Origin of the sequence: Microbacterium sp. 1S1, from assembly GCF_008271365.1 — a bacterium.
Classification (GTDB): domain Bacteria; phylum Actinomycetota; class Actinomycetes; order Actinomycetales; family Microbacteriaceae; genus Microbacterium.
On sequence record NZ_CP043430.1, the window covers coordinates 3077508 to 3099138 of the forward strand.

At 64.8% G+C, this 21631-nt stretch carries 17 protein-coding genes; 6 read left to right on the forward strand and 11 right to left on the reverse strand.

All coding sequences use genetic code 11. The annotated features are described in order from the left end of the window. Window positions 1-3: 3 nt before the first annotated feature. Genes FY549_RS14890 through FY549_RS14900 form a run of 3 tightly spaced genes read right to left on the reverse strand, consistent with a single transcriptional unit; the run spans window position 4 to window position 3865 of the window. Window positions 4-1107: a C45 family autoproteolytic acyltransferase/hydolase gene (locus FY549_RS14890; protein WP_149085707.1), complete on the reverse strand. Its 1104-nt coding sequence runs from the start codon at window positions 1105-1107 to the stop codon at window positions 4-6. Further along, window positions 1104-2825 carry an amidase gene (locus FY549_RS14895; RefSeq protein ID WP_149085708.1) on the reverse strand — a complete coding sequence of 574 codons (1722 nt, stop codon included), beginning with the start codon at window positions 2823-2825 and terminating at the stop codon, window positions 1104-1106. Before FY549_RS14895 ends, FY549_RS14890 begins: the two co-directional genes overlap by 4 nt. Further along, window positions 2822-3865, reverse strand: a complete 1044-nt coding sequence (locus FY549_RS14900) for an agmatine/peptidylarginine deiminase (RefSeq protein ID WP_149085709.1) — start codon at window positions 3863-3865, stop codon at window positions 2822-2824. Before FY549_RS14900 ends, FY549_RS14895 begins: the two co-directional genes overlap by 4 nt. 72 nt (window positions 3866-3937) lie before the next feature. Between FY549_RS14900 and FY549_RS14905 the strand changes: the two genes are divergently transcribed. Further along, on the forward strand, window positions 3938-4576 hold the full coding sequence (locus FY549_RS14905; RefSeq protein ID WP_149085710.1) for a TetR/AcrR family transcriptional regulator: 639 nt from the start codon (window positions 3938-3940) through the stop codon (window positions 4574-4576). A gap of 271 nt (window positions 4577-4847) precedes the next feature. On the opposite strand, the gene FY549_RS14910 is transcribed toward FY549_RS14905, so the two are convergent. The 5 genes from FY549_RS14910 to FY549_RS14930 form a co-directional block, all read right to left on the reverse strand. Continuing rightward, the gene (locus FY549_RS14910; RefSeq protein ID WP_149085711.1) at window positions 4848-5396 is read right to left on the reverse strand and encodes a hypothetical protein; all 549 of its coding nucleotides are present in this window, start codon (window positions 5394-5396) and stop codon (window positions 4848-4850) included. Continuing rightward, window positions 5390-5971 (reverse strand): hypothetical protein, encoded by a 582-nt coding sequence (locus tag FY549_RS14915; RefSeq protein WP_200838938.1) that lies wholly within the window; start codon window positions 5969-5971, stop codon window positions 5390-5392. The genes FY549_RS14910 and FY549_RS14915 overlap by 7 nt, the downstream gene beginning before the upstream one ends. Before the next feature lie 817 nt (window positions 5972-6788). Further along, window positions 6789-7433, reverse strand: a complete 645-nt coding sequence (locus FY549_RS14920; protein ID WP_149085713.1) for a hypothetical protein — start codon at window positions 7431-7433, stop codon at window positions 6789-6791. A gap of 2 nt (window positions 7434-7435) precedes the next feature. Continuing rightward, window positions 7436-8437 carry a CFI-box-CTERM domain-containing protein gene (locus FY549_RS14925; RefSeq protein WP_126892908.1) on the reverse strand — a complete coding sequence of 334 codons (1002 nt, stop codon included), beginning with the start codon at window positions 8435-8437 and terminating at the stop codon, window positions 7436-7438. Window positions 8438-8523: 86 nt separating this feature from the next. Further along, window positions 8524-13911: a DUF3320 domain-containing protein gene (locus FY549_RS14930; protein ID WP_126892907.1), complete on the reverse strand. Its 5388-nt coding sequence runs from the start codon at window positions 13909-13911 to the stop codon at window positions 8524-8526. 281 nt (window positions 13912-14192) lie between these two features. Between FY549_RS14930 and FY549_RS14935 the strand changes: the two genes are divergently transcribed. The 3 genes from FY549_RS14935 (at window position 14193) to FY549_RS14945 (ending at window position 15917) form a co-directional block, all read left to right on the forward strand. After that, window positions 14193-14702: a hypothetical protein gene (locus FY549_RS14935; RefSeq protein WP_105950077.1), complete on the forward strand. Its 510-nt coding sequence runs from the start codon at window positions 14193-14195 to the stop codon at window positions 14700-14702. 17 nt (window positions 14703-14719) lie between these two features. Beyond that, window positions 14720-15184 carry a hypothetical protein gene (locus FY549_RS14940; protein ID WP_149085714.1) on the forward strand — a complete coding sequence of 155 codons (465 nt, stop codon included), beginning with the start codon at window positions 14720-14722 and terminating at the stop codon, window positions 15182-15184. Between the two features lie 163 nt (window positions 15185-15347). Next, window positions 15348-15917, forward strand: a complete 570-nt coding sequence (locus tag FY549_RS14945; RefSeq protein ID WP_105950079.1) for a hypothetical protein — start codon at window positions 15348-15350, stop codon at window positions 15915-15917. Between the two features lie 267 nt (window positions 15918-16184). Here the strand turns inward: FY549_RS14945 and FY549_RS14950 are convergent, their stop codons facing one another. Beyond that, the gene (locus FY549_RS14950) at window positions 16185-17363 is read right to left on the reverse strand and encodes a protein kinase family protein (protein WP_158698549.1); all 1179 of its coding nucleotides are present in this window, start codon (window positions 17361-17363) and stop codon (window positions 16185-16187) included. 94 nt (window positions 17364-17457) lie between these two features. On the opposite strand from FY549_RS14950, the gene FY549_RS14955 reads away from it, so the two are divergent. Both FY549_RS14955 and FY549_RS14960 read left to right on the forward strand, forming a co-directional pair. Continuing rightward, the gene (locus FY549_RS14955) at window positions 17458-18030 is read left to right on the forward strand and encodes a hypothetical protein (protein WP_199787649.1); all 573 of its coding nucleotides are present in this window, start codon (window positions 17458-17460) and stop codon (window positions 18028-18030) included. Between the two features lie 79 nt (window positions 18031-18109). Next, window positions 18110-19258, forward strand: a complete 1149-nt coding sequence (locus FY549_RS14960; RefSeq protein ID WP_126892906.1) for a TRAFAC clade GTPase domain-containing protein — start codon at window positions 18110-18112, stop codon at window positions 19256-19258. A 354-nt stretch (window positions 19259-19612) separates the two neighbouring features. Here the strand turns inward: FY549_RS14960 and FY549_RS16880 are convergent, their stop codons facing one another. Both FY549_RS16880 and FY549_RS14970 read right to left on the reverse strand, forming a co-directional pair. After that, window positions 19613-20128 (reverse strand): DUF2510 domain-containing protein, encoded by a 516-nt coding sequence (locus tag FY549_RS16880; RefSeq protein ID WP_316247132.1) that lies wholly within the window; start codon window positions 20126-20128, stop codon window positions 19613-19615. Window positions 20129-20520: 392 nt separating this feature from the next. Further along, window positions 20521-21417: a hypothetical protein gene (locus FY549_RS14970; protein ID WP_105950083.1), complete on the reverse strand. Its 897-nt coding sequence runs from the start codon at window positions 21415-21417 to the stop codon at window positions 20521-20523. Window positions 21418-21631 lie beyond the last annotated feature (214 nt).

Genomic DNA, 21631 nt, shown 5'->3' on the forward strand with positions numbered 1-21631 from the left:
GGGTCAGAGCGCGAGCGCCAGATGCGGACGGGTGGCGTTCTCGGCCGGAGTGCCGTCGAGCACGTCGGCGCGACGACCGACGGGGTCGAGCACGACGGTGGCCAGGCTGGCCCACCGCTGTCCCATCGGAAGCGCGAGGTCGGGTACGCAGGTCACCGGAGGCTCGCCGTCGCCGGTCACGAGCATCGCACGCAGCTGCTCGGCATCCGTCGGCGCGCCGGCCGACAGCAGTCGGTCTCGCAGGAACTCCCACCGCTGACCGGAGTCGGGCTGGTACAGCCAGGTCTTCTCGTGCGCCGCTGGTGCTTCGGTGAGGAAGTGATTCGTGCGCAGCCAGGTGCCCTCGGCGATGGCCGGCGCGGAGAACACGCCTTCGGGGCTGATGTCGAGCAGCACGGCGTCGCCCGCGGCGTCGAAGAGCGCGAACGAGCCGGAGCTCGTGACCGGCGCCTCGCGCACCAGGTCGACGGCGTGCGCGACACTGGAGGCCTCCTCGAGCACGAGAGCGGCGAGAACGTGCATCGGGATGCCCTCGGGCCGGTCCGCCCGGTGCCCCAGGATGTTGAAGTGCAGCGCGACGCCGGCGCTGTTCACGCCGATCTTGCCGAGGATGCCGCATTCCGTGAGCCCGGCGTAGTCGTGGGCGCCGCCGCGTGAGACGATCGTGTGCCAGGACGGCGCGAGTTCCATGTGCCAGTCCCACGTCTGCACGCCGAGGGTGTGCGCGCGGCCGTCCGCATCGCGGATGGAGCGCACGATGGTCGAGCACTCTCCCGGCGGTACGGCGACGCTGCGGGACAGGATCTCCGTGCGGCCGTTCAATGCTGCGACGCGCCAGATCTCGGCGTCCGCACCGGCAGCGATGCCCTCGATCTGCGCGCGCAGCGCCGGCCGGTGGGCGTCGATCGCGTCGAGCAGCCGCTCGGCGTCGTCGCGCACGGTCTTCTCGTCAACGGCGCCGAGGCGGAAGAGCCGGTCATACGCGTCGATCGTGCCGGGCAGAGTCTCGCGCAGCTGCCTGCCGCGCTCGGTGCCGCGCCGGAGCGGATCCGCGGCATCGGCCGTGATCTGCAGGCGCCGCTCCGGGCGCGGGAAGGGCGACGTCATGAGAGTTCCTCCCCGGGGAGAGCCGGAGTGCGCGGCGGCGCGGTACGGCGCTCGCCGGTCGCCTCGAACGCGGCGGCGAGGCGCAGCAGGGCGGTGTCGTCCCAGCCGCGGCCCGCGATGGTCAGACCCACCGGCATCCCGATGTCTGCCATCGTGCCCATCGGCACCGTGACGGTCGGGATGCCGAGATGACGGATCGCGAGATTTCCGTTGGCGACCCACACGCCGTTGCGCCAACCGGCATCGGCGGATGTCGGGTTCACGTCCATGTCGGCGGCGCCGACGTCGGCGACGGCGGGGAAGATCACGGCGTCGAGGCCGAGCGCGTCCATCCACTCCTCGAGGTCGACGCGGCGGGTCTCCTCGAGCCCGCGCACACCCTCCTCGAGATGCGGGATATCGGTGAACGACGCGTACGGGCGCTCACGGACGAGGGACGGATACTGGGCGATCTCGTCATCGAAGCCGGTGTAGCGATCGGGGAGGGCACCCTCCGGATGCGGGAAGATGCGCGCCCCATCGACGAGTTCGAGCCGGTCGAGCGCGGGGTCGCCGTTCGCGCGCAGGAAGTCGTCCCAGGCCCAGGCGGAGAGATCCTCGATCTCGGAGCGCAGGAACCGCTCGGACACCAGTCCCCTGGTGTGCACCGTCGGCGCCCCGGCGCGGTCGCCCTCGTAGTTGGTGACGACGGGGAAGTCGACGTCGACCACGTGGGCGCCGGCGTCTTCGAGGTCTCGGCGCGCCTGCTCCCAGAGATCGATGACAGATGCCCGGGTGACGATGCGCTGGCCGGTCGCACCTCCGATGGTGGTTCCGGTGCCGGCATCCGGATCGGCATTGATGTACATGCGCGGCACACCGAGGCGGCGGCCGGCGAGAGCGGAACGAGGGGCGGCCGGGGCGAGGTCCCGGTATGACGACGGACGCACCTCGGATGCCGCAGGAACACGCACCCACGGCTGGGCGCGCCAGAAGTCGCCGCGGACGTCGGAATCGTCGGCGACGATCACGTCGAGCACCTCGAAGAGGTCGGCCATCGTCCGGGTATGCGGCACCACGACGTCCATCGTGGGCACCAGCGGCCAGTTTCCGCGCACCGAGATCACGCCGCGGCTGGGCGTGTACGCGCACAGGGCGTTGTTCGATGCCGGCGCCCGACCGCTCGACCAGGTCTCCTCGCCGAGCCCGAAGGCAGCGAAGCTCGCGGCGGTCGCCGTGCCCGATCCGTTGGAGGAGCCGGAGCCGAACGCACTGGTCAGCCAGTCGGCGCTGTACGGGCTCTCCGCCCGTCCGTACACACCGCGCTGCATCCCGCCGTTCGCCATCGGCGGCATGTTGGTCAGACCCAGGCAGATCGCCCCGCCCGCCCTGAGCCGTTCGATCGTGAACGCGTCCCGCTGCGCGACCAGATCCGCGAACGCCGGGGATCCGGATGCCGCGGTGAGCCCCGCGACGAGGTAGCTGTCCTTGGCCGTGTAGGGGATGCCGTCCAGCGGGCCGAGCGACTGCCGGGCCGCCCTGCGGGCATCGGACGCCGCGGCTTCGGCGAGGGCGTCGGGGTTGCGGACGACGACCGCGTTGAGCGCGGTCTCGGTGCCCGGCGCGTCGTACGCGTCGATGCGGGCGAGATACGCCCGCACCAGCGCGACGCTCGTCGCCGCACCGGTCTCGAGCGCTCGGCGCAGGTCCGCGATGGATGCTTCGACCACGTCGATCATGCGAGCACCTCGCTCGTGGCCGGCTGTTGCTGGGTGATGCAGTGGATGCCGCCGCCGCGCGCGAAGATCGGGCGCGCGTCGACGGTCACGATGCGCCTCCCGGGGTACGCGGCTCCGAGGATGTCCCGCGCGCGGGCATCGGCGGCGTCCTCGCCGAACCCGCACCCGATCACGGCGTCGTTCACGACGAGGTGGTTGATGTAGCTCCAATCCACGAAGCCCTCGTCGTCGCGGAGGGTCGCCGGGGCCGGGACGTCGATGATCTCGAGCGGGCGGCCCGCGGCATCCGTCTGGTCCTGCAGGAAAGCCTTCAGCTCCCGCGTGACGACGTGGTCGGGGTGTCCGGCGTCGTCCTGGCGGTGCAGCAGCACCCGGCCCGGACCGGCGAACGCGGCGACGATGTCGACGTGCCCGTTGGTGCCGAACTCGTCGTAGTCGCGCGTGAGGCCTCGGGGCAGCCAGATGGCCTTCGTCGTGCCGATCGTGCGTGCGAGTTCGGCCTCCACGCGACTCTTGTCGGCGTAGGGATTGCGGTTCGGGTCGAGCTGCACGGTCTCGGTGAGCAGCACCGTGCCCTCGCCGTCGACGTGGATGCCGCCGCCCTCGTTCACGAGCACCGAACTGATGTGCTCGGCTCCGACGTGTGCGGAGACGACGGGTGCGACGCCGGCCGACACCTGCCACTCGGCCCATGCGGGCGCACCCCAGCCGTTGAAGATCCAGTCGACCGCGCCGAGGGCGCCCGGCCGATCGGCGTCGAGGACGAAGGTAGGACCGAAATCGCGCATCCAGAACTCGTCCAGCGGCGACTCGACGATCTCGACGGCCGAGCCGAGCATGTTCCGCGCGCGCGCCATCTCGGTCGGGTCCACGACCATCGTGACCGGTTCGAACTCGGCGATCGCCAGAGCGACGTCGGTCCACGCGCGGTATGCCGTGTCGCGCCAGGCAGCACCGTCGCCGAGGGTGACACCCGCGCGCGGGAAGGCCATCCAGGTCCGTTCGTGCGGTTCGCCCTCGTGCGGCATGCGCCAGCCCATGTCATCTCCTTCGCCGACAGCGGCTTGTTGGTCATGTGACCAATACAGGAATGTTCCTACACTGGATGCACCATGTCAACACCCGATACGCGTCCACGAACCAGGAAGACGCCGGAGCAGCGCGCCGGCGAGATCAACGACGCCGCGATCGAGATTGCGAGGGAGAAGGGACTGTCCGCGCTGACGCTGCGAGCGGTCGCCAGCAGGGCGGGGGTCGTGCCGGGGCTCGTCTCGCACTACGCATCCAGCATGGACGAGTTGGTCGCGCGCACCTTCCGCGACCTGACAGCATCCGAACTGGACGACGTCCGCGCCCAGGCTGAGACCGAGAGCGAGCCGGCAGCCCGGATGGCGCGGATGATCTCCACGGTGCTCAGCAGCGATCACGACGACATCACGCTCGTGTGGGTGGATGCCTGGTCCCTCGGCCGCGGCAGCGCGGCGCTGTCGATCGCGATCGACGAACAGATGGGCGCCTGGCAGTCGTTCATCGCACAGCTCATCGAGGACGGCCGGCGCTCCGGGGTGTTCCGCACCGACGACACGGACGCCGTGGCGTGGCAGATCCTCGCCATGATCGACGGCATCGCAGCGCATGCGCTGACCCGCCGTACCGACGCCGCGCTGTTCGCCGCTCGGTTGGCACAGGCCTGCGAGACACTGGTCGGCGCGCCCCAGGGGACGATCGCGGAGCTCCTTCCCTCGCGCTGACGGTCGCGGAGGGCGTGCCCTCTTCGTGCCCTCGGCGATCCCAGGAATGCAGAAGGGCCGGAAACTCTTGCGAGAATCCGGCCCTCGATGGTCGGGCTTGTGTACCTCTGTTCCAAAATTCAGAAGCAGGAGTCACGACGGCCGCGAGGCGCCGAATCTTGCGCGCTTCCGGCGATGCTCGAACCCCTGGCGAGGCCACAGCTACGCGCCGGAAGTGGACACGCGAAGAACCGCAACTCCGCAACGTCGCGCAGAGCAACGAGCGTAGTGCCTAGCGTCCGTCCAGGTGGGAATACGCCTCACGGAAGCCCGCGACGAACTGATCGCGCACGTTCCCAAGCGGAAAGCTCAGCGGGGTGGCGTGAAGCAGGGGCAGTCCGGCCTTACGCAGCGGCAGCGCGAGCGCATCGAAGACATCACCGCTGCAAAGAATGATGCCGCCCGGGTCGAGGGTGGCGGCGCGCTCGATGCACCCAGGGACGTTGTCGCGAAGTATCGCCTTGCGCTGCTTCTTACTTCGTACGTCGTTCACTGGGTACGGAACCAGATCGATCAGGAAGACGCCGTCAGCCTGGAGTCGGCGCAACCAAGGGCGCTTGTCGTGCGAGCGCTTCTTCAGCCCACGAAGGTCGTACAGCGCCTCGACGACGCCGCGGTAGAGGTTGTCGTAGCCGAGGTGGTCGGCGTAGAAGAACTTCCGCGGGTGAGTCCCGCCGTGGTCGATCGGCGCGCTCTCGCCGACCAAGAGCACGCGCACATGCTCGGGCTGATACCGGACGCGCAGCTCGGCGTACCAAGCGTCCTCGATCTCGTTCACCACTCCGGAAGCCCCTCGTGCCACTCGTGGTCTGGCGGTAAGCCGACGCGGTCCGAGAGCGCAAGGTCGCGGAAGCCCGAGGGCAGCAAGACCGGGGCGGCGCCTTGGTCAACTTCGAGCAGGTCCCAGCGGTCTTCGTAGTTCGCGAAGGTCCGAAGGAGCACCCGGGAGCGTTCGACCGGCGCGTTCCGCTTTCCGGGGAGAGCGTCGGGATGGGTGAGCCAGTTCATGTGCTCAATCCACGCCGCTGCAGCGACGTGGACGCGCGGCACCACAAAACTGCGGGGATGGTCGCGCAGATCGTGAGGGATTGCGACCATGACGAAGTACTCCCGCTCGTGCAGGCTCGGCGCCTGCGACTTCGAGCCGAGCGGCCAGCTGATCAAGTCCATCTTCGCGCCGCGCGCTGCCTTCACCTGGACTTCGACGAGGCGACGCTCAGCACCTTCTGCGAGCACCGCGAGGATGTCGGTGCGTTCGAGTCCGTCGCGGGTGAGGGCCGGTGCCCAGCCGCGTCGAGCCAGCTCGGCGGCGACATGGTGTTCGCCGATCGTCTTCGTCTGCTTCGTATCGACCACGATCTGAGGCTATCGATGCGGCCGGACTCCGATCGGCGCCGCTCCCTGCAGATATACGAAGAGGGCGCCCGCGAACCTGGGACCCCCTCTGCATAAGGCCTAGAAGCGGATCCTGTCGGGCTTGAGCGTGATCTTTGTGCCGTCGCTGATCAGCTGCGCCCACTCGGTCCCGTCGAGAAGCTGCGCCAACGCCTCGAGTACGTGACGCCCAGAAGGGCGCCATCACCGAGAAGCTCACACCGACGGTCGAACGCATCCGTCACGGCGTGGACAAGGCCTTCGCGTTCGTCGATCTCCTCGAGGATCCCGCCGCGCCCTACAAGCAGCTGCCCGACAACGTCCGCCGTGAGGTACTCACAGCGTCCTTCACAGCGACTCGACGTGCGGGTGACCGACCGTGAGGTGAGCATGGACGTCGAATGCACCGAACTCAACACCGGCCCGCACGACTGGCGCGCCCTGCACCGCCTCAGCGCCGCAGCCCACACACCGACCAAAGAAAAGAGAGCCTCCCGCGCTTCTGCGGAAGACCCTCTTTCGGACCTATACCCGCTTACTCAGTCCGAAGATTTGAATAAGCCTGTATTGGTGGGCTGTTGGCACAACCCGCTGTGGCAAGGCTACGTACGTCGAACGTGAGGCCACTTTCCCATGAACCCCTCACCATTTTCCTGTGGTGCCGCCAGCCTCCGCAGCATCGTCCGGGCACGGGGACCAGTCCCGCTCCTGGGCAGTCAGACTACGGCCTGGTCACAGCTCCCGCGCCGGTTGACCATAGGTCTGCCTACGCGGTCACGCAGACGACGGATGCCGCTGGCTAGGAATGCTTCGAGATCTCGTCCACACTGATGGGAGCCTCATAGCTTCGACGCTCCCAGCGCAGTCCTACGGAGTCAGTGAACCGGACAACACCTTTACTCTCGGCGGGAGCGAAGAAGTCGACGAAGGGAACCGTCGCCGCTAGCGAGAAAGTCTGGGACACGCTTCCGAGGTCCTGCATGCTCTTCACCTCTGTGACACGCTCACCGTTCTTGACAGCCCACACCTCGAGCTGGGAGATGAGCAGCCCGCTGGTGTTCTGAACTTCCACCGTCGCTCCGTGGGTCAAGCCACCGCTGAACTCACCCCGCCACGACACGACTACCGCGAGAGCCTGCCTCATGACATCTCGCTGGTGGGCTAGTTCGAAGGTCGCTCGCTCATACTCCGCGGTCTTCTGTGCTGCGTCGGCAGCGTTGGCCGCATGCTCGGCCGATTTCTCGCCGACCCGCGCTGCGTCTCGAGCGGCGGTAGCGGCACGCCACGCGGCGACAGCGGCGAAGAGGCCGACGACGGCGGCAATTACAGACACTGCCAGCCCCAGTATTGCGAGGAACTCGTCGCCCACCACCTCCACTTGAACGGGCGGCGCCGCCATCGCGAACGGAGCGCTAGTAGGAGAAGGAAAAGGGCCGAAGATCACGGTCACAGTCTGCCAACACCATTCTTCGCGAACGTCCGTTCGACGCCTGAGCGAATGCATGTTCTCCTCGGTGCTGCGAGTCCATCGGTAGCGCGGGTGACCTCATCATCCCTGCCTCCGTCATTGGAACGAAGACGGTCCACCACAAAGTCGAGCATTCCTCGAATCCGAGCACTCAGTCTCTTGTGCCTTGGCAGTCGTCTAGCTAGCGAGGGGCTAAGCGCGTAGTACGTTGCGATGAAAGTTCGGCCAAGCGCCGTGCGCCGAAGGCGTTCGTCTCGGAACTCACGAAGCACCATCACCTCAGGCGCGTCGTAGCTTCCGTAGACGGCCGTAGCGATGTAGCACCCGCCTGTCGACTTCGGGGTCGCTGCAGACGTATCAACTGTTTCTCGCACGTTGGTTGCGCGAAGGTCGGCAACGATTTGCCGATATGGCCTAGGAAGCACGTAGTTGGGGTTCCCTGAAAAGTCGCGAAGCCGCGATGCGCACGACTCCTCTGTCTGCAAAGCGCCGAGAACGTCTGCCAGATCGTCTTGCGGCGGGTATGGCAACTGCTCGTACAGCCTCGCTGCGTCGTAACGCTCGTAGACAGAAACGGCGGCCCTAATGAGGGCGACCGCCCCTCGGGCATCACCGCCGCAGAGAGTTGTTTTCCACAAGTTCCTGAGGTTGCCGAGGTCAAAGTGGCCTTCTAGCCGAAAGGACTCGATGAGCTTCTCTGCGGACGCGAGGTACTCACCTCTGCGCTTCATAGCTGTGGCTTCGAGCCGGAGAGCCGCAGGATCGGAGTAAGTGAAGAGCATGCTCGGCTCAGCGCCAGACGAAGCCGCAAGTCCCCACCCGAGCTTTCCCGATGCTCTGTCAGCATCGGACATCTGTGTGAGCGTGACCGTCTCAGTCAAGCCTTCGTTGATGTAGGGCATTGCGGCTGTATCCAGCTCAGTTGCGAATGCACTCACGAGGGCCTTGAGCTTCTCGACCTGTGTGCTGTCGTACACCATCGCCTATTCCTTTCCTACTCGCGCGAGAACTTTGCCTCGAGCTGCTGCCATCATCATCGAAGTCCGTAGGCCGATGGCCGACTGCGTCACTTAGCTGGTGGTGCCGACAAGGTATCGCCGGATTCGGCGAGAACCCCGCGGGCAACGGCGCGGTCGACAGCTGCATTCACGCGCTGGTCTACGATGGCGCCCGTCCGCGTCCAGCCGAACTGGCGCGCGATGGCGTTCACCACCTCTGAACGTGACGCTCCACCGACGTCTCGTACGAGCATCTCGGCGGCGAGCGCGAACTCGTCGAGGTGGACCTGGTCTGGCTTGCGGTTGTGGTCGCGTGACCGCACCTTGGTTACCGCGCGGTCTTTCACATCGACGAAATCGCCTTCTCGGGCGAGGCCCGCTTTGGTGATGGCTAGGTCGATGTTTTCCTTGAGTCGAGCGGTGACTCGCCCGACGGACCACCATTCTCGGATCCGCTCGCTGACGGTGTCGAGGTGCACAGGGCCTTCAACCAGGACGAGCGCCCTGAGGGGTTCAACCAGGTGGAGATGGTTGCCGGGCTCTGCTGGCTGAACCCAGTAGGGCAACGCGACCGGTTCCGCCTCGATGTAGTCGACAGCCCAGGTGAAGGGCACTTCGACTTCCGCCGCGGTCGTCTCAACCGTCGCGCGCGGAATTGTGAAGTTCCGCTTACGGGTCGCAGTTCCCGTGACCGCGGCTTCGATGGCCGCCCGGAGGCGTTCTTCTTCCTGATGACGGTCTCGGTACCATCCGGTGCCCCAGATCCGGTGGAGGGTCCACCCGAGGCCTGAGAGCACTTGGTCCCTGAGCCGATCCCGGTCACGTGCGGCGGGTGCCGAGTGGTACTGGTAGCCGTCGCACTCGACGCCGAGGGCGAAGGAGCCGGGCTTGGCGGGGTGTCGCACACCGATGTCGATGCGGAAGCCTGCGGCCCCCACTTGGGGCTCCACGACATAGCCCCAGGACTGTATCGCCCGGATTACGGATTCTTCGAACGGGGAGTCCGGCATGAGCCCCGTCACTGAGGCTTGCGTGCCGAGTACAGAGATGCCTCTGCGTGCGAAGTCTAGATACGAGCGCAGGGCTTCAACGTTCTCATTCGTGGATTGTGGGATATCGCCTGCGTCTATGGATGCGACGACCTCGATGCGTTGCCTTGCGCGTGTGACTCCCACGTTGAGGCGACGCCATCCCCTGTCTTTATTGAGGACACCGAAGTTGGTGGAGATCTTGCCCGCTTCGTCTGGGCCGTACCCGATGGAGAAGACGATGACGTCGCGTTCGTCACCTTGAACCGACTCGAGCGACCTGACGAAGAATCCATTGAGTCGGTCGCTCTTGTCGAAATGAGGATCGAGATCTCTGTGCTGCCCACGAAGCTCGTCGACCGCGGCCACGACGGCGTCGGCCTGCGCGACGGAGAAGGTGACGACGCCGAGGGAGAGCCCGGGTCTTGTCCGGTAGTGCTGAATGACTCTTTCGGCGACGGCTTTGGCTTCCTTCGGGTTGTCTGCTCCCCCGCCTCGGCGATACATCCCGTCTACGTGGAAGAACTCGACTCCGACGTCTGGTCCTTCGTCCTGCGCGGACGGGTAGGTGACGAGGTGCCCCTCGTAGAACCGGTAGTTCGAGAAGGCGATGAGGGCTTCGTGACGTGACCTGTAGTGCCATCTGAGGCCCAGGTTTCGGAAGGCACCGGAGGACTTGGCGAGTTCGAGGATCGAGGTGAAGTCTTTGACGTCCGAGTCCTCTTCGTCGGAGTCGTCGGATTCCACCGCCCGTTCGAAGAATTGCGACGGTGGAAGCTGCTTGTCGTCGCCGGCGAGGATGAAGGATCTGCCGCGGTAGATGCAGTTGATGGAGTCGCCCGGGGTGACCTGGGATGCCTCGTCGAAGATGACGACGTCGAACTTCAGGTCGTGCGGAAGGTACTGCGAGACCGCCAGTGGAGACATCATGAAAACGGGCTTGATGGCTTGAATCGCGGTGCGCGCCTGGGTGATGAGGTTGCGAACCGCCATGTGGCGTTTCTGCTTCATGCCCTCCCGCCGGATGAGGGCGGGCTCTCCCAGCGAGGTGTTCGCGGGCCGCCGCGTGTTCGCGGACTGGATGATGTCGCTGGTGGCTGCTGCGACGATCTCTCGGTCGAGCTTCTGGAACTCGGCGACGAGGGCTTCTCGGTCTGCGGCGAGTAGTGGATGCAAGCGGGTGTCAGTTCGAATGTGCTCGTCCGCCCACGCGCGCAGCAATGCACGCTCGATGACTTTCGGAACGTCCGCAGCCTGCAAGCGCTGCTCGATACAGAAGTTGACGGTCTCATCGAGGTCGAGTTCGCGAAGCTCGGCGCGGATTGCCTGATAGTCGAACCACTCCTGTTGACCGATGGTGTCGGACTGGAAGTCGCTCAGAAGCTCGAAGGCAGTCACGAAGTCGCCGAAGTCCTCCCTCAGCTCGTCCGTCCGCGACGAGTCGAACGCGTTGAGGATCTCGTCGCGCGCGCTCTCCCACTTGCGGAGGACAGACTCAAGGCTGCCTACGGGAGAGGACTGGACCAGAGCAGAAACTTGGTGGGGCGATAGCGCAGCGCCCGCAAGCTCGCGAACTCTCCCCGCCCATCCCAGGGCCACGTCCACGACGGTGAGGTCGGTGCGGGCGCCTTGGTAAAGGTCTCCGAACTGGGCGCTCAGGTCGGTCGTCGCCAAGTCCAGCTCTCGCGTACAAGCGCGCACATCCTGGACTGCAGCGATGACCGCGTCAGCATCTTCAAGAGTGTGCTCTCTGCCGGTGTGGGCTGACACCGACTCGATCCGCTCAGCGGCGCTCCTCATGGGGGCGACGTGCGTGGACAGCCACGCGACCGAAGTCGCCGGTTGCTCGACGAGCAGTTCCGGTCGCCCGGCCAGAGCAGGAGGCGATGCAACAGTTGCTCGCCAGTTGACGAGCTCGAGACGCACGGACTCCGCAACTGCCGCCTCAGCGGGGTCAACCGTCGCGGAAGCCAGGTAGGCGACCGTCGAGCGAGAGACCATGTCACCGCTGAGAGTTATGGCTTCCTCGGCCGCTCCGAGGTATCGGTCGACCGCTTCCCAGTCGGTGGACCGTCCCTGCCACCATCGCCCGAGCAGATGCCCGGAGGCGACGCCGGCGGCCTCGAACTTTCCGACGGCATCGGACCAGGCGATGGCATCCGAAAGGTGGGCGATGCCTGACTTCACCTCCTTCGCGTCGGCGAGGAGCGCTCCGAGCGCCTTCTTGTCGGTACGGTACGCGCCGGACAGTTTTCGGAGTCCGGTGTGGAGGTTGGCGAAGCGCTCCTGGAGATCCCGCAGCGGTGCCGTGAGAGCGCTCGGGGTGAAAAGTCCGCTCGCTTGTGATTCGCTTCGCTCGAGCGCGAGAGCTTCGAGACGAAGAGTGTTTGCGGCTTCGCGGGCTGCGTGGAGACCGGAGGCTGTGAGCCAAGCGGCTTCGATGCCGGGGAACTCGCGATGTATTTCAGTGATGCGCACGACACGGTCTGCGTCAGCGAAGGAAAGAGGGGTGCCCACCCCGACGAGGTGCGCGAGGTTGCCGACGGCGTTGATCGCGGCTGTGAGCGATACCGCCCTGGCTGCGAAGGAGTCTGCGGTGCCTCTCAGCGTCTGCGCGGTGAGCCCGGCGAGGTCAACTGCCCCGCGAACGGCGATGGCCTCCGAGTGCGCGGGGAAGTCGATGGGCAGCTGCTCGTGGCCGACACCCGCCAGTTCGAGAACGAGGTCAGCAGCGCGCTGGTACGTGGTGACCAGATCGCCTAGGCGTTGACGATCTGCGTGGATGGAAGTCTGGTCGACTGCGGTCAGCCATGCATCGTTGACGAAGCCGGGACGGTGAACGTGTTGGAGATCCAGCAACTCCATCAACGTCGTCGTTTGGCGAGGCGTGCGCAGTCCGAACGAATCGACGACATCGTCATTGAGGCGAATCGTGCCTTGGAGCTCTTCCAGGGCGCTGACTGCGGAATAGAGGCGAGATTCGAGCGAGGAGGGATCCGTGACAGCGCGCCAAAGGAAAGTCGAGCCTTGCGCAGCGGGGCGCCATGTTCGTTCAAGGCGACTGAGAGTGTCGCCGAGTGCTGCGCGCCCCTCTTCTGACAGTTGGAGAGGTGGGCGACCCGGAGCGGGAGCAACGGGCACGTGGACGAGCTCGGCGAGTTCACCAAGGACATCGTGAAGCGATGCCTGCAGTGGTGAGCGAAGCTCGTTCATCGCCAGCGCGTAGGAGTTGAGTCGGCGGCGACGGTCTTCAAGGGCTGAGCGAGATGGGGCGCTCATCGCGTGGGGCGGTTGGGCGACGTTGTCGAGGGTGCGAAGGAGTTCGGATGCGACGTCTTTGCGGTTTGTCTTGTGAGAGTGCAGCTCGAGCAGGTAACTCTCGAGACCGCTGTCTTTGAGGCGGTTCTTCACCACATCGAGTGCGGCGATTTTCTCCGAGACGAAGAGCACCGACTTGCCGGCGTGCATGAGCGCGCCGATCATGTTGGCGATGGTTTGAGACTTCCCCGTTCCTGGCGGTCCGTCCATCACGAAGCTGCGTCCGGCCAAGGCGGCTGCGACAGCGGCACGTTGAGAGGAGTCCGCGTCGAGCACGAGCGGTGTGCGCTCCGGCGGGGCGACCTCGTCGATGTCGGCGGGATCAACAGGGTCGAACTGGAACTCATCGCTCTGACTCGTGGGACCGCCGTTCGCCAGTGCACGGACCACCGGGTGTTCGAGGATGGTCGCTTCGTTGTCGAGGAGGTCCTTATACATGGCCTCCTTGGCGAAGGAGAATGTGGCGAGATGAACTTCCGGCTCCAAGCTCCAGTCCTTGAAATCCTTCGCCTTGCCGAGTTCTGCGGTGAAGCGGGACAGGATCTCCGAGACGGTCAGCCCCTCGACCTCTTCGTACGTCGGAAGAGTGATCCCGAACTCGTTGAGGCGCAGCGGAAGGGCAGGGTTGAGGACGGCGTCGTCCTCACCGCCCTTGATCCTCGGGGTAGCTCGAGGCCCTTCCGGGACCAACTCAACGGGGAGCAGGTAGAGCGGACTGGTCATGTCCGTCTTGTCTACGTCTTGCCACTTCAGCATGCCGAAAGCGACGTAGAGCACGGAGAGGCCGCGGTCGAGGAACTCTTCGTTCGCGCGGCGCATCAGAGTGCGGACCACAGGACCGATCTCCGCGTCTGCGCGAGGAACGTGAAGAAGCGGCCCGGAGCGTGCCGGGCGCGCTTCGCCGCTGTTCGCGTCGATGATGTCGCCGACGAAGCTCTGCAGCTTTCCGGAACGGAGCAGTTCGAGGATGGCGTCCGCGGAGGGAGCATCGAAGCTCAGCGAGGATGTCCTGGGAGCCTTGAACCGAAGGAGACGGCTTCGTCGATCCAGTCCGATGAGCCCCTCGCGCCATGTCTTCAACGCAGCACGAGTCTCGGTGGTAGTGCCCATGTCGCCCCTCCAGTGTGCCGTCGGCCGACGGTGAACCCTCACCCGACGCGATGCTTCCCCACATCGTATCGACGCGGCCGCCTCACCCGGAGAAGAAGCTTCTCCGCTCACCCCGTCGCCCGGCAGACGCACACTGTGTGATGCCAGATTCCACCTCCAGGCGCTGAGCTCACCCACGCACAACGCGCAACAAGCGTCGAAGCAGCGACCCCACGAAGGTTTCACACCGTATGGCGCACTGTATGTTGGTGGAGTACAGCACTTGAAGTAGGATCTGCAACATGAGCAACCTCATCACCATCGACGTACCGTCGGAAATCGCCGACGAAGTGCGAAGGTTCGCGGCTTTTCTCATCACCGACCAGCCGAACCGCCTCCCACGAACAGCCGTTCCGGACGACGGGATTCCCGACTATCCGCTATGGCCTGACGAACAAGTCGAGCGGTTCGCATCAGCCCCCACGACGACAGCGCGTGTTTACGTCAAGATCATGGATGCCGTCGTAGAGCACGGCGCGGCGGGCCAGTGGCTCAGCATCGCTGAACTGGCGGAGTGGACCGGACAGACGCCATCGGTGATCTCGACTTTCCGCACACACCTCTACCGCTACATCAACGCGCACCTGCCAGAGGGAACACTCGCGCCGTTCACGAGGGCAACCGGCCAAGACCTCCGCCCGGCCCGAGGACGCGAGGTCTACTACCGCATCAGCCCCGCATGCGCCGAGCAGTGGACGCGATTGCGCGGCGAAATCGAGAGAACGAGCCTCTTCGCTGGTAAGGAGTCCTAATGGTCCTCTTCAAAGACATGCTCATCGACACGCCCTACCCGATCCTCGACATCGAAGACCGCGGCGATGACAAGGATCCACTGACAAGCGAATGCACCTACTGTCGCCGCGAAGAGTGGGGACGGAACCACAGCACGCAGGACATCGTCGTGGTCCGTCGCTGGCGTGAACGCAGCGTCTGGGCCCCCGACCTCGACGGGCTCGCCAATGGCGGCTGGTTCGAATGGCGTTGCTCAAAGCACCCGTACAGATGGGAGAGTTCGCCGTACGCCGCGAATGCCCCCGACCGTCTCCGTCCAGCACCAAGTGCGCGGTGTGAGCACGTCAGCCTCGGGGACCGGTGTCGGACGCGGACGGGCGAGAACTTCGATGGCCAGTGGCTTTGCAGCGAGCACTCCACATCGGTCGTCGCGCGACTCCGGATCGAGGAGCGCATGCGCGAGATCGGCGAAGCAATCGCCGAGTCGGACCAGCACATGTGAAGCAGATGGTGGTGCCGCGTACGGCCCCACAGCACGCATGCATGCCCCCGGCAAATAGCGCAGCGCCGCGCTCGTCGTCGTCGTCGAACGTGGCCGTCACCTCACTGACGAGGGCGCTCCGACCCCAGTCCCGATGGAGCTCTACGACGGATAGGCTCACGGCATGACGATGGTCGAGCCGCCTCCTCTGGATCCGCTGACCGGAGACGAGAAGTTACTCGGACTTGACGCGTCGGTGTCTGACTTCTGGCGGTTCGCGTTGCCCGACGTGACGACGAACAATGTCCGTGGGTGGCTGGCCGAGTACCTTGTGTGGCGTGCCACCGGGGTCGAGCGGCCGGTGCGCGTCGAGTGGGACGCGTTCGACGTCCTGTGGGGCGACATCCGCATCGAGGTGAAGTCCAGCGCATTCGTGCAGCGGTGGGCGCAGCGCCAACCGTCCACGCTCGCATTCTCAGGTCTTCGTGGAAAGCTCCTCGACCCTGTGACGAACACATACGCCGCCGAGTCGACCTACAACGCCGACGTGTACGTTCTCGCCGCGAATCTCGCCGGGCGAGAGCAGTTCGATCAACTCGACATCGGGAATTGGCGATTCGCCGTGGTCTCGCGCGTTGCGCTAGAGGCAACTGGGCAGTCAACTCTCACCTGGGTGCGAGCGCAACAGCTCGCTACCGCGGTCGTCGGTTACGACGGCCTCGCGGCGGCGATCCAAGAGGCCGCCACGGGTTAGTGTTCGGGCCGGAGGCGTCGACGGGCGAGCTCCAACTCGTCACACCCGCTGATACCTCCAGGTTCGGGAGATCATCAAGGTTGTTCCGGGTGGCGGGCTTTCAGTCTGTTCGCCTGCCTGACGCGCGCCCTGAGCAACGCGTACTTACGTGCGCTTCTCCCGCCACTGCGCGAAGTCGAAGCGAACCCGAGATGCGATGTCACCGTTTTTCGCCGACCGGCAGAGATCATCCCTTCCGAAAGCCCACTGCACTGCGGACGGGCGATGCTAGACGCTGGCTTCGGCGGACGCAGAGAGAGGCGCCTCCAGAGCCTCAACGGCTGAGATCATGTCGGCGATGGAGCCAAACCGCGCGGACTCGTCGAGACTGGTCGCGCGGTTCACAATGTCACCGACCGGGCCGCTGGCGACACCCAGTCGGGTCTTGCCAGTGAAGATGAACGAGATGATTACCCCTGCGGCGTAGATGTCGTTTGTGGGCTTGAAGTCTCTGAAGGATTCCAGGAGCGGGTCGATGATCGATCCCTTCATCTCCGTCTCCGTCCGCGTGAACTCAGAGTCCCGATGCTTGTGCAGTCCGAAGTCTGACAGCTTCACGAGCACGGCGCCCATGTCGTACTTCTTGATGAGGATGTTGTTGCGGCTGATGTCCCGATGGAGCGTGCCGCGGAGGTGGAGGTAGTTGAGCCCGTACAGGAACTGGAGGGTCACACGCTTGCGTGTTGGCCAGGTGATAGTGGAATTCCCCTTACGTATGTACTCGCCCAAGGTCTCATCGCAGTACTCCATGGTGAATGAGTTGCGGTTCGGATCGTAGTCATAGGCCTCGACGATGTAGGGGAAACGGATTGACCGCAGCAGTTCGAATTCTGCTCGGAAGCGAGCGAGGTCTCGCTCGGAGATGTTGGCCTTGGCTCGCTTCACCGCGAACGTTTCGTTGTACAGTGCGTCGTCGTACTTGTGTACCAGCGCGAAGGAACCTTCCCCGACGAGTGTGAGGACCGGCGGGGCATCGCTCCTGCGTTGTGGAGCTGGCGCTGAGGTGAACATCACGGCCTCGTAGCGCTCGATCTCTATTCGTTCGACTGAGTCCGGGATCGGACTTCCTCCCGAGTAGACCAGGAACGATTTGCACTCTTCGATGAGCTTTCTGTAGTCCTCGCGCACCTCGAAGGTCACACCGGCACGCTTGAGCGATTTCCTCATGTCGCTGATCTGCTGGATCAGGTCCATGAGGTCACGACTGTCGCCCGCGTTGAAGTGACGCCCAATGGTCATCTTCGTGTTCATGAACCGGAAGTGGCCGTTGAGCCTCTCGTGTAGGACCGCGAAGATGCCATCGAGCGGTGGGGCCTCCGCTGAATACAACGCCAGGTATTCCGGCTCGGCATCATCGGGGTCGATATCTGTCGCCAGCCCGCGCGCGACATCGTCCAGCGTGACCATATGCTCATCCTGGCAGAACGGGAGCGGGCGCCTCGGTACCGCAGCGTTCGCTGAAGCAGCGTCAGCGCTGCCGCCGGTACGAGAGACTGGGCGGATGACCACCCTGCCTGACATCACTCTCCTGCCGGTTCGGCACCTGCTACAGCTAGAGGCGAGGGTCGTGCATGAACTTCGGCGGCGCGACCTGGTACGGACGAACAACAAGCCGTTGGGCGATATCGCAGAGCACGTTGTCTGGCTGGCCCGTGGCGGAGTACTGGAACCCAACTCGACCAAGTCGCACGACATCACCACCGCCGCTGGCTGGCGCATCCAGGTGAAGGCGATGGCCAACCGCGCAGCCGGGCCCGGCGCGCGCTTTAGCCCGTTCCGGAGCGCGGACTACGACACCGCAGTGTTCCTCGTTTTCGGTGCCGAGTTCGACATCGTTGAGGCCATTGAAGTCGAAGCGGCCCTGATCGAGGAGCGCGTGCGGTTCGTCGCGCACGTCGCGGGCCGCCAGCCCAGCCTCACCCAGGTGCGCGCGCTCGGCAACGACGTGACCGCAGAGATGCAGTCGGCGTATGAGCAAATCGATGATCAGCCGCTTGCGGGGCGCGACAGCGTCCGCTCTGGCCAGGCGGGCGACGGCGCCGGCCCTGGCGAAGTTCGTCGGCAGAGGCCTTAGGCGTCCGAGAGACAACGGATTCCCGCGCCGTTGCGGCACTGTCGGCCGGTTGTCATAGACGTGCTCTACGTTGGGACCCATGCAAGAGAAGAAATCTGCGCTTGAACAGCACATCGCCGTGTTCGGGGAAAGCGGAAGCGGCAAGACCGTGCTGGTGTCGTCCTTCTATGGCGCGGCGCAGGAAGCATCGTTCTTGAAGCAAAGCCTCTATCGCGTCGTGGCCGAGGACATCGGTCAAGGCGCCCGACTGAACCGCAACTATCTCGGTATGCGAGACGAAGCCAGAGCCCCCGACCTCACCCGCTTTGCGGCGACGTCATACGCCTTCTCGATCAAGTTGAAGGATCCGCCAAACCAGAAGGCGTCCAAGGCGCAACCGTTCCACGCGTTGCGACTTGTCTGGCACGACTACCCCGGTGATTGGTTCGAGCAGGGTGCGAGTGGCGAAGAGGCACGGCGCCGCGTCGACACGTTTCGCTCACTCCTCGGGTCAGACGTTGCGTTGCTGCTCGTCGATGGTCAGCGCCTACTGGATCATGCAGGCGACGAAGAACGCTACTTGAAGTCACTCTTCAGCAACTACGCCAACGGACTCCTCGCGCTCAAGGACGATCTGCTCGAGGAGGGGACGCCACTTGCGCAGTTCCCGCGCATCTGGATCGTGGCGCTGTCGAAGGCGGACCTGCTTCCTCACATGGACGTTTTCAAGTTCCGAGACCTGCTCGACCTGAACGCCGCCGACGACCTCGACGAGCTGCGTAAGGTGCTCGCTGGCTTCGTTCAGAATCCAAGCGCGATGTCAGTCGCCGAAGACTTCCTCTTGTTGTCATCAGCGAAGTTCGAGCCGAACAAGATCGAAGTCGACAAGCGCGTCGGGATCGACCTCGTTCTGCCCGTGGCCGCATTGCTTCCGCTTGAGCGCCATGCGAAGTGGGCGAGGCTCGGGCAGCTTCCGACCAAGGTCGCTCAGAGCATCATCAGCGGCGGGTCAAAGCTTCTAGCCGCCGCGCTCCTCGGCAAGCAGAATAAGGGCAAGCTCGGTGCCGTCCTCGCGATGCTAAGCCCAGACGTCATTGATGAAGCAGCTCAGATGGCCGGCGACAAGCTCCGTGAGCTGAACGCGCAGGCGCTTGCCAAGCACAATTTCGTCACTGCGACGCTGACGCAGTTCCAGATGGACTTGGATAAGGGGGAGGAAGATGATGTTCTCCTTCGGAGCCTGACGTGATGCTTCAGCCGGGTTCATACATCTGGGCGACGCGAGGTCGAGAGTGGGGCTTCCGTTTCCTCCGCGATGGCGGGTACGACGATCCCCTCCCGGTCTACGAAGACGCGTTCGATGGGGTGGCTGAGCAACGCACGGTCATGAGACGAGTTGGTGATGTGCTGGCGATTCGCTTCTTGGATCCGGAAGGAAGGGAAGACCACGCGCGTCGGCCCATTTCTCACGACTTCGTTGTCCGCGCGACAGGCTCCTCCCGTCTGCCGGACATGACCATTGCAGCGCGAGTCGCCTGGGAGTCCGTGGCCGAGGAGTACGCCGGTATGTGGAATGCGGAGGCGCCGTAGCACTGGGCACCGCTCAGGGCATAGGTGCGACGTGACCCGTCCAGCCCGTTCCGTCCCACCACCGGATGGAACCGACCCTGTCGTCGTACCACCCTGCAGGAATCGTAGGCGCCGACTGACGGTGCTCCGTCCATGCGGCGCCGTTCCACCAACGTAGCCCGACACTTGCGCCGTCGGTGTACCAGCCTGCTGAGGGCATCATCGGCGTTGCGTCAACGACTGTCCCAGGGCTGTCTGCGTCGGCATTTTGGGAAGATTGATCCGCGGCTTCACCTTTGCCTTCGCGCCGCTTCTGGAATAGTCGTACAGTGCCGTACGCGAGGCCTCCAATGGCGGCGATAGCTGCCAGGTCTCTCAGCCTGAGGTCCGCTTCGCCCGCTCCGGACGAGTCATCGACGGCGCCTTCGACGCTCTCGCAGTCGCACTCATACTGTAGGCATTCCCACTCGTGCGAGTGCCAGCACCAATGCTCACATTCACCTTCGCACTCCCACGACCACTCGTGCGTGCAGAAGTCCGCCACCGTCATCGACACAGCGGTCTACTAGGACGAGCGCGTTCCTGAGGCACGGCCTGATCTTATCGGTCTGAGGATGTGCCGTTGGTATGTGAGCTCCTAACCCGCGAGCCTCAGCTAGCAGGGCCGACTCAGGCCTGCAGGACGTGCTCAGCGTCTTGCAGACCGGGGCGAACGACCCTTGGACCTGGGCGCAGTGGTAGAACGTGGCGCTGCCCGAAGCGGCTTCATCCCGCAACATCACGCAGCTCTGCGAAGGGCGTCTCGAGGAGTCGCTACTGGCTGCCCGACACGACGCCTGGTCGTGGAGCAGCTGAGCCCGTGGCGGACGTCACGCCTCCGCTGTCCCGAACGGTCAGCATGCATGCGCACTAACGTTGGAGCGGCAGAGAGGGCCCTCGCTGTCAGCGGAGCGTGCGGTTGCGGAACTCGTCGCCCACTTCGGTCAGCAGCAACAGACCTTCCTTGAACGGGAGGTTGAGGTTACGGATGACGCTCTCGATCTTCTTCTTCTCGACCGAAAGCTCACTCTTGTAGGTGGCGCGGTGCGCGGCGTTCAGAGCCTCTCGGATCTTCCGAGCCTTCCGGTCTTCCCCCGTAGGTGGAGCCTTCACGTACTCGAGTTCGGCGACGCCTTCGAACCAGAGTCGGGTAGCGATGCCGTCGGTGCGCTTCGGCAAGTCGCGACGCGCGACCTTCTCCTCCGGCGACATCCCGACACCTCGCCTTACTGCTTCTACGTCCTCGGCTCGGCGGTCACCCTCAAGGTCCACCGGAGCGCGAGCTGGTGCGGGAGCCGTCACGGCCTCGGGCTCCACCTCGGTCGTGGCGAGCCCGAGCTCAGATCGGAGCTTGGCTACTTCGGCGCGGAGCTTGACGACTTCAGTATCCACTCCGGCCGGGGCGGGAGTGGGAACTGGCGAAGCTAGCGTCGTGGGGGCCGCGGTGTGCCCCTTGAACGACGCGTTCAGCGCGCTCCTGTACTCGCGTGGAGACCCTGAGAAGTGCGCGATGTTCCCGTCGCGGAAGTTGATGCGGAACTGTACCGTGTCGTCTTTGAAGGCCTTGGGCACCAGTCCGCCAACCAGGGCTCCGACGGGCCCGGCGATGATGCTGCCAGCGACGATCCCGGCGCCTCCTGCGGCGTAGTTGTATTCCTTGCCGGTTCCGACGATGTCAACGGAGGAGACGGTGTTGGCGTTCAAGTCCCAGCTCCCCGAGGGGAGGCGGGTGAGCGAGCCGAACCCGATGGCGTAGACACCGATCTTCGGCAGCGTGCCACCAATGTACTTGAGGGTCATGGCATGAGCTTACTGACGATGACCCCGTCAATCAGGGCAGGGCGCATACACGTTCTCCACTGCCTTTCCCCACACCCAGCACCAGAACACCTGCTCCTCGGCCCCGAACTCGACGCCCGCGGCGAGCGGCGTGGACCTGGGTACCAACGAGGACGGCTACGCAATGGTGTTCGATGTCTTCAAGGCCGAGGATGGCTCCGAGCGAGCCTGTCTA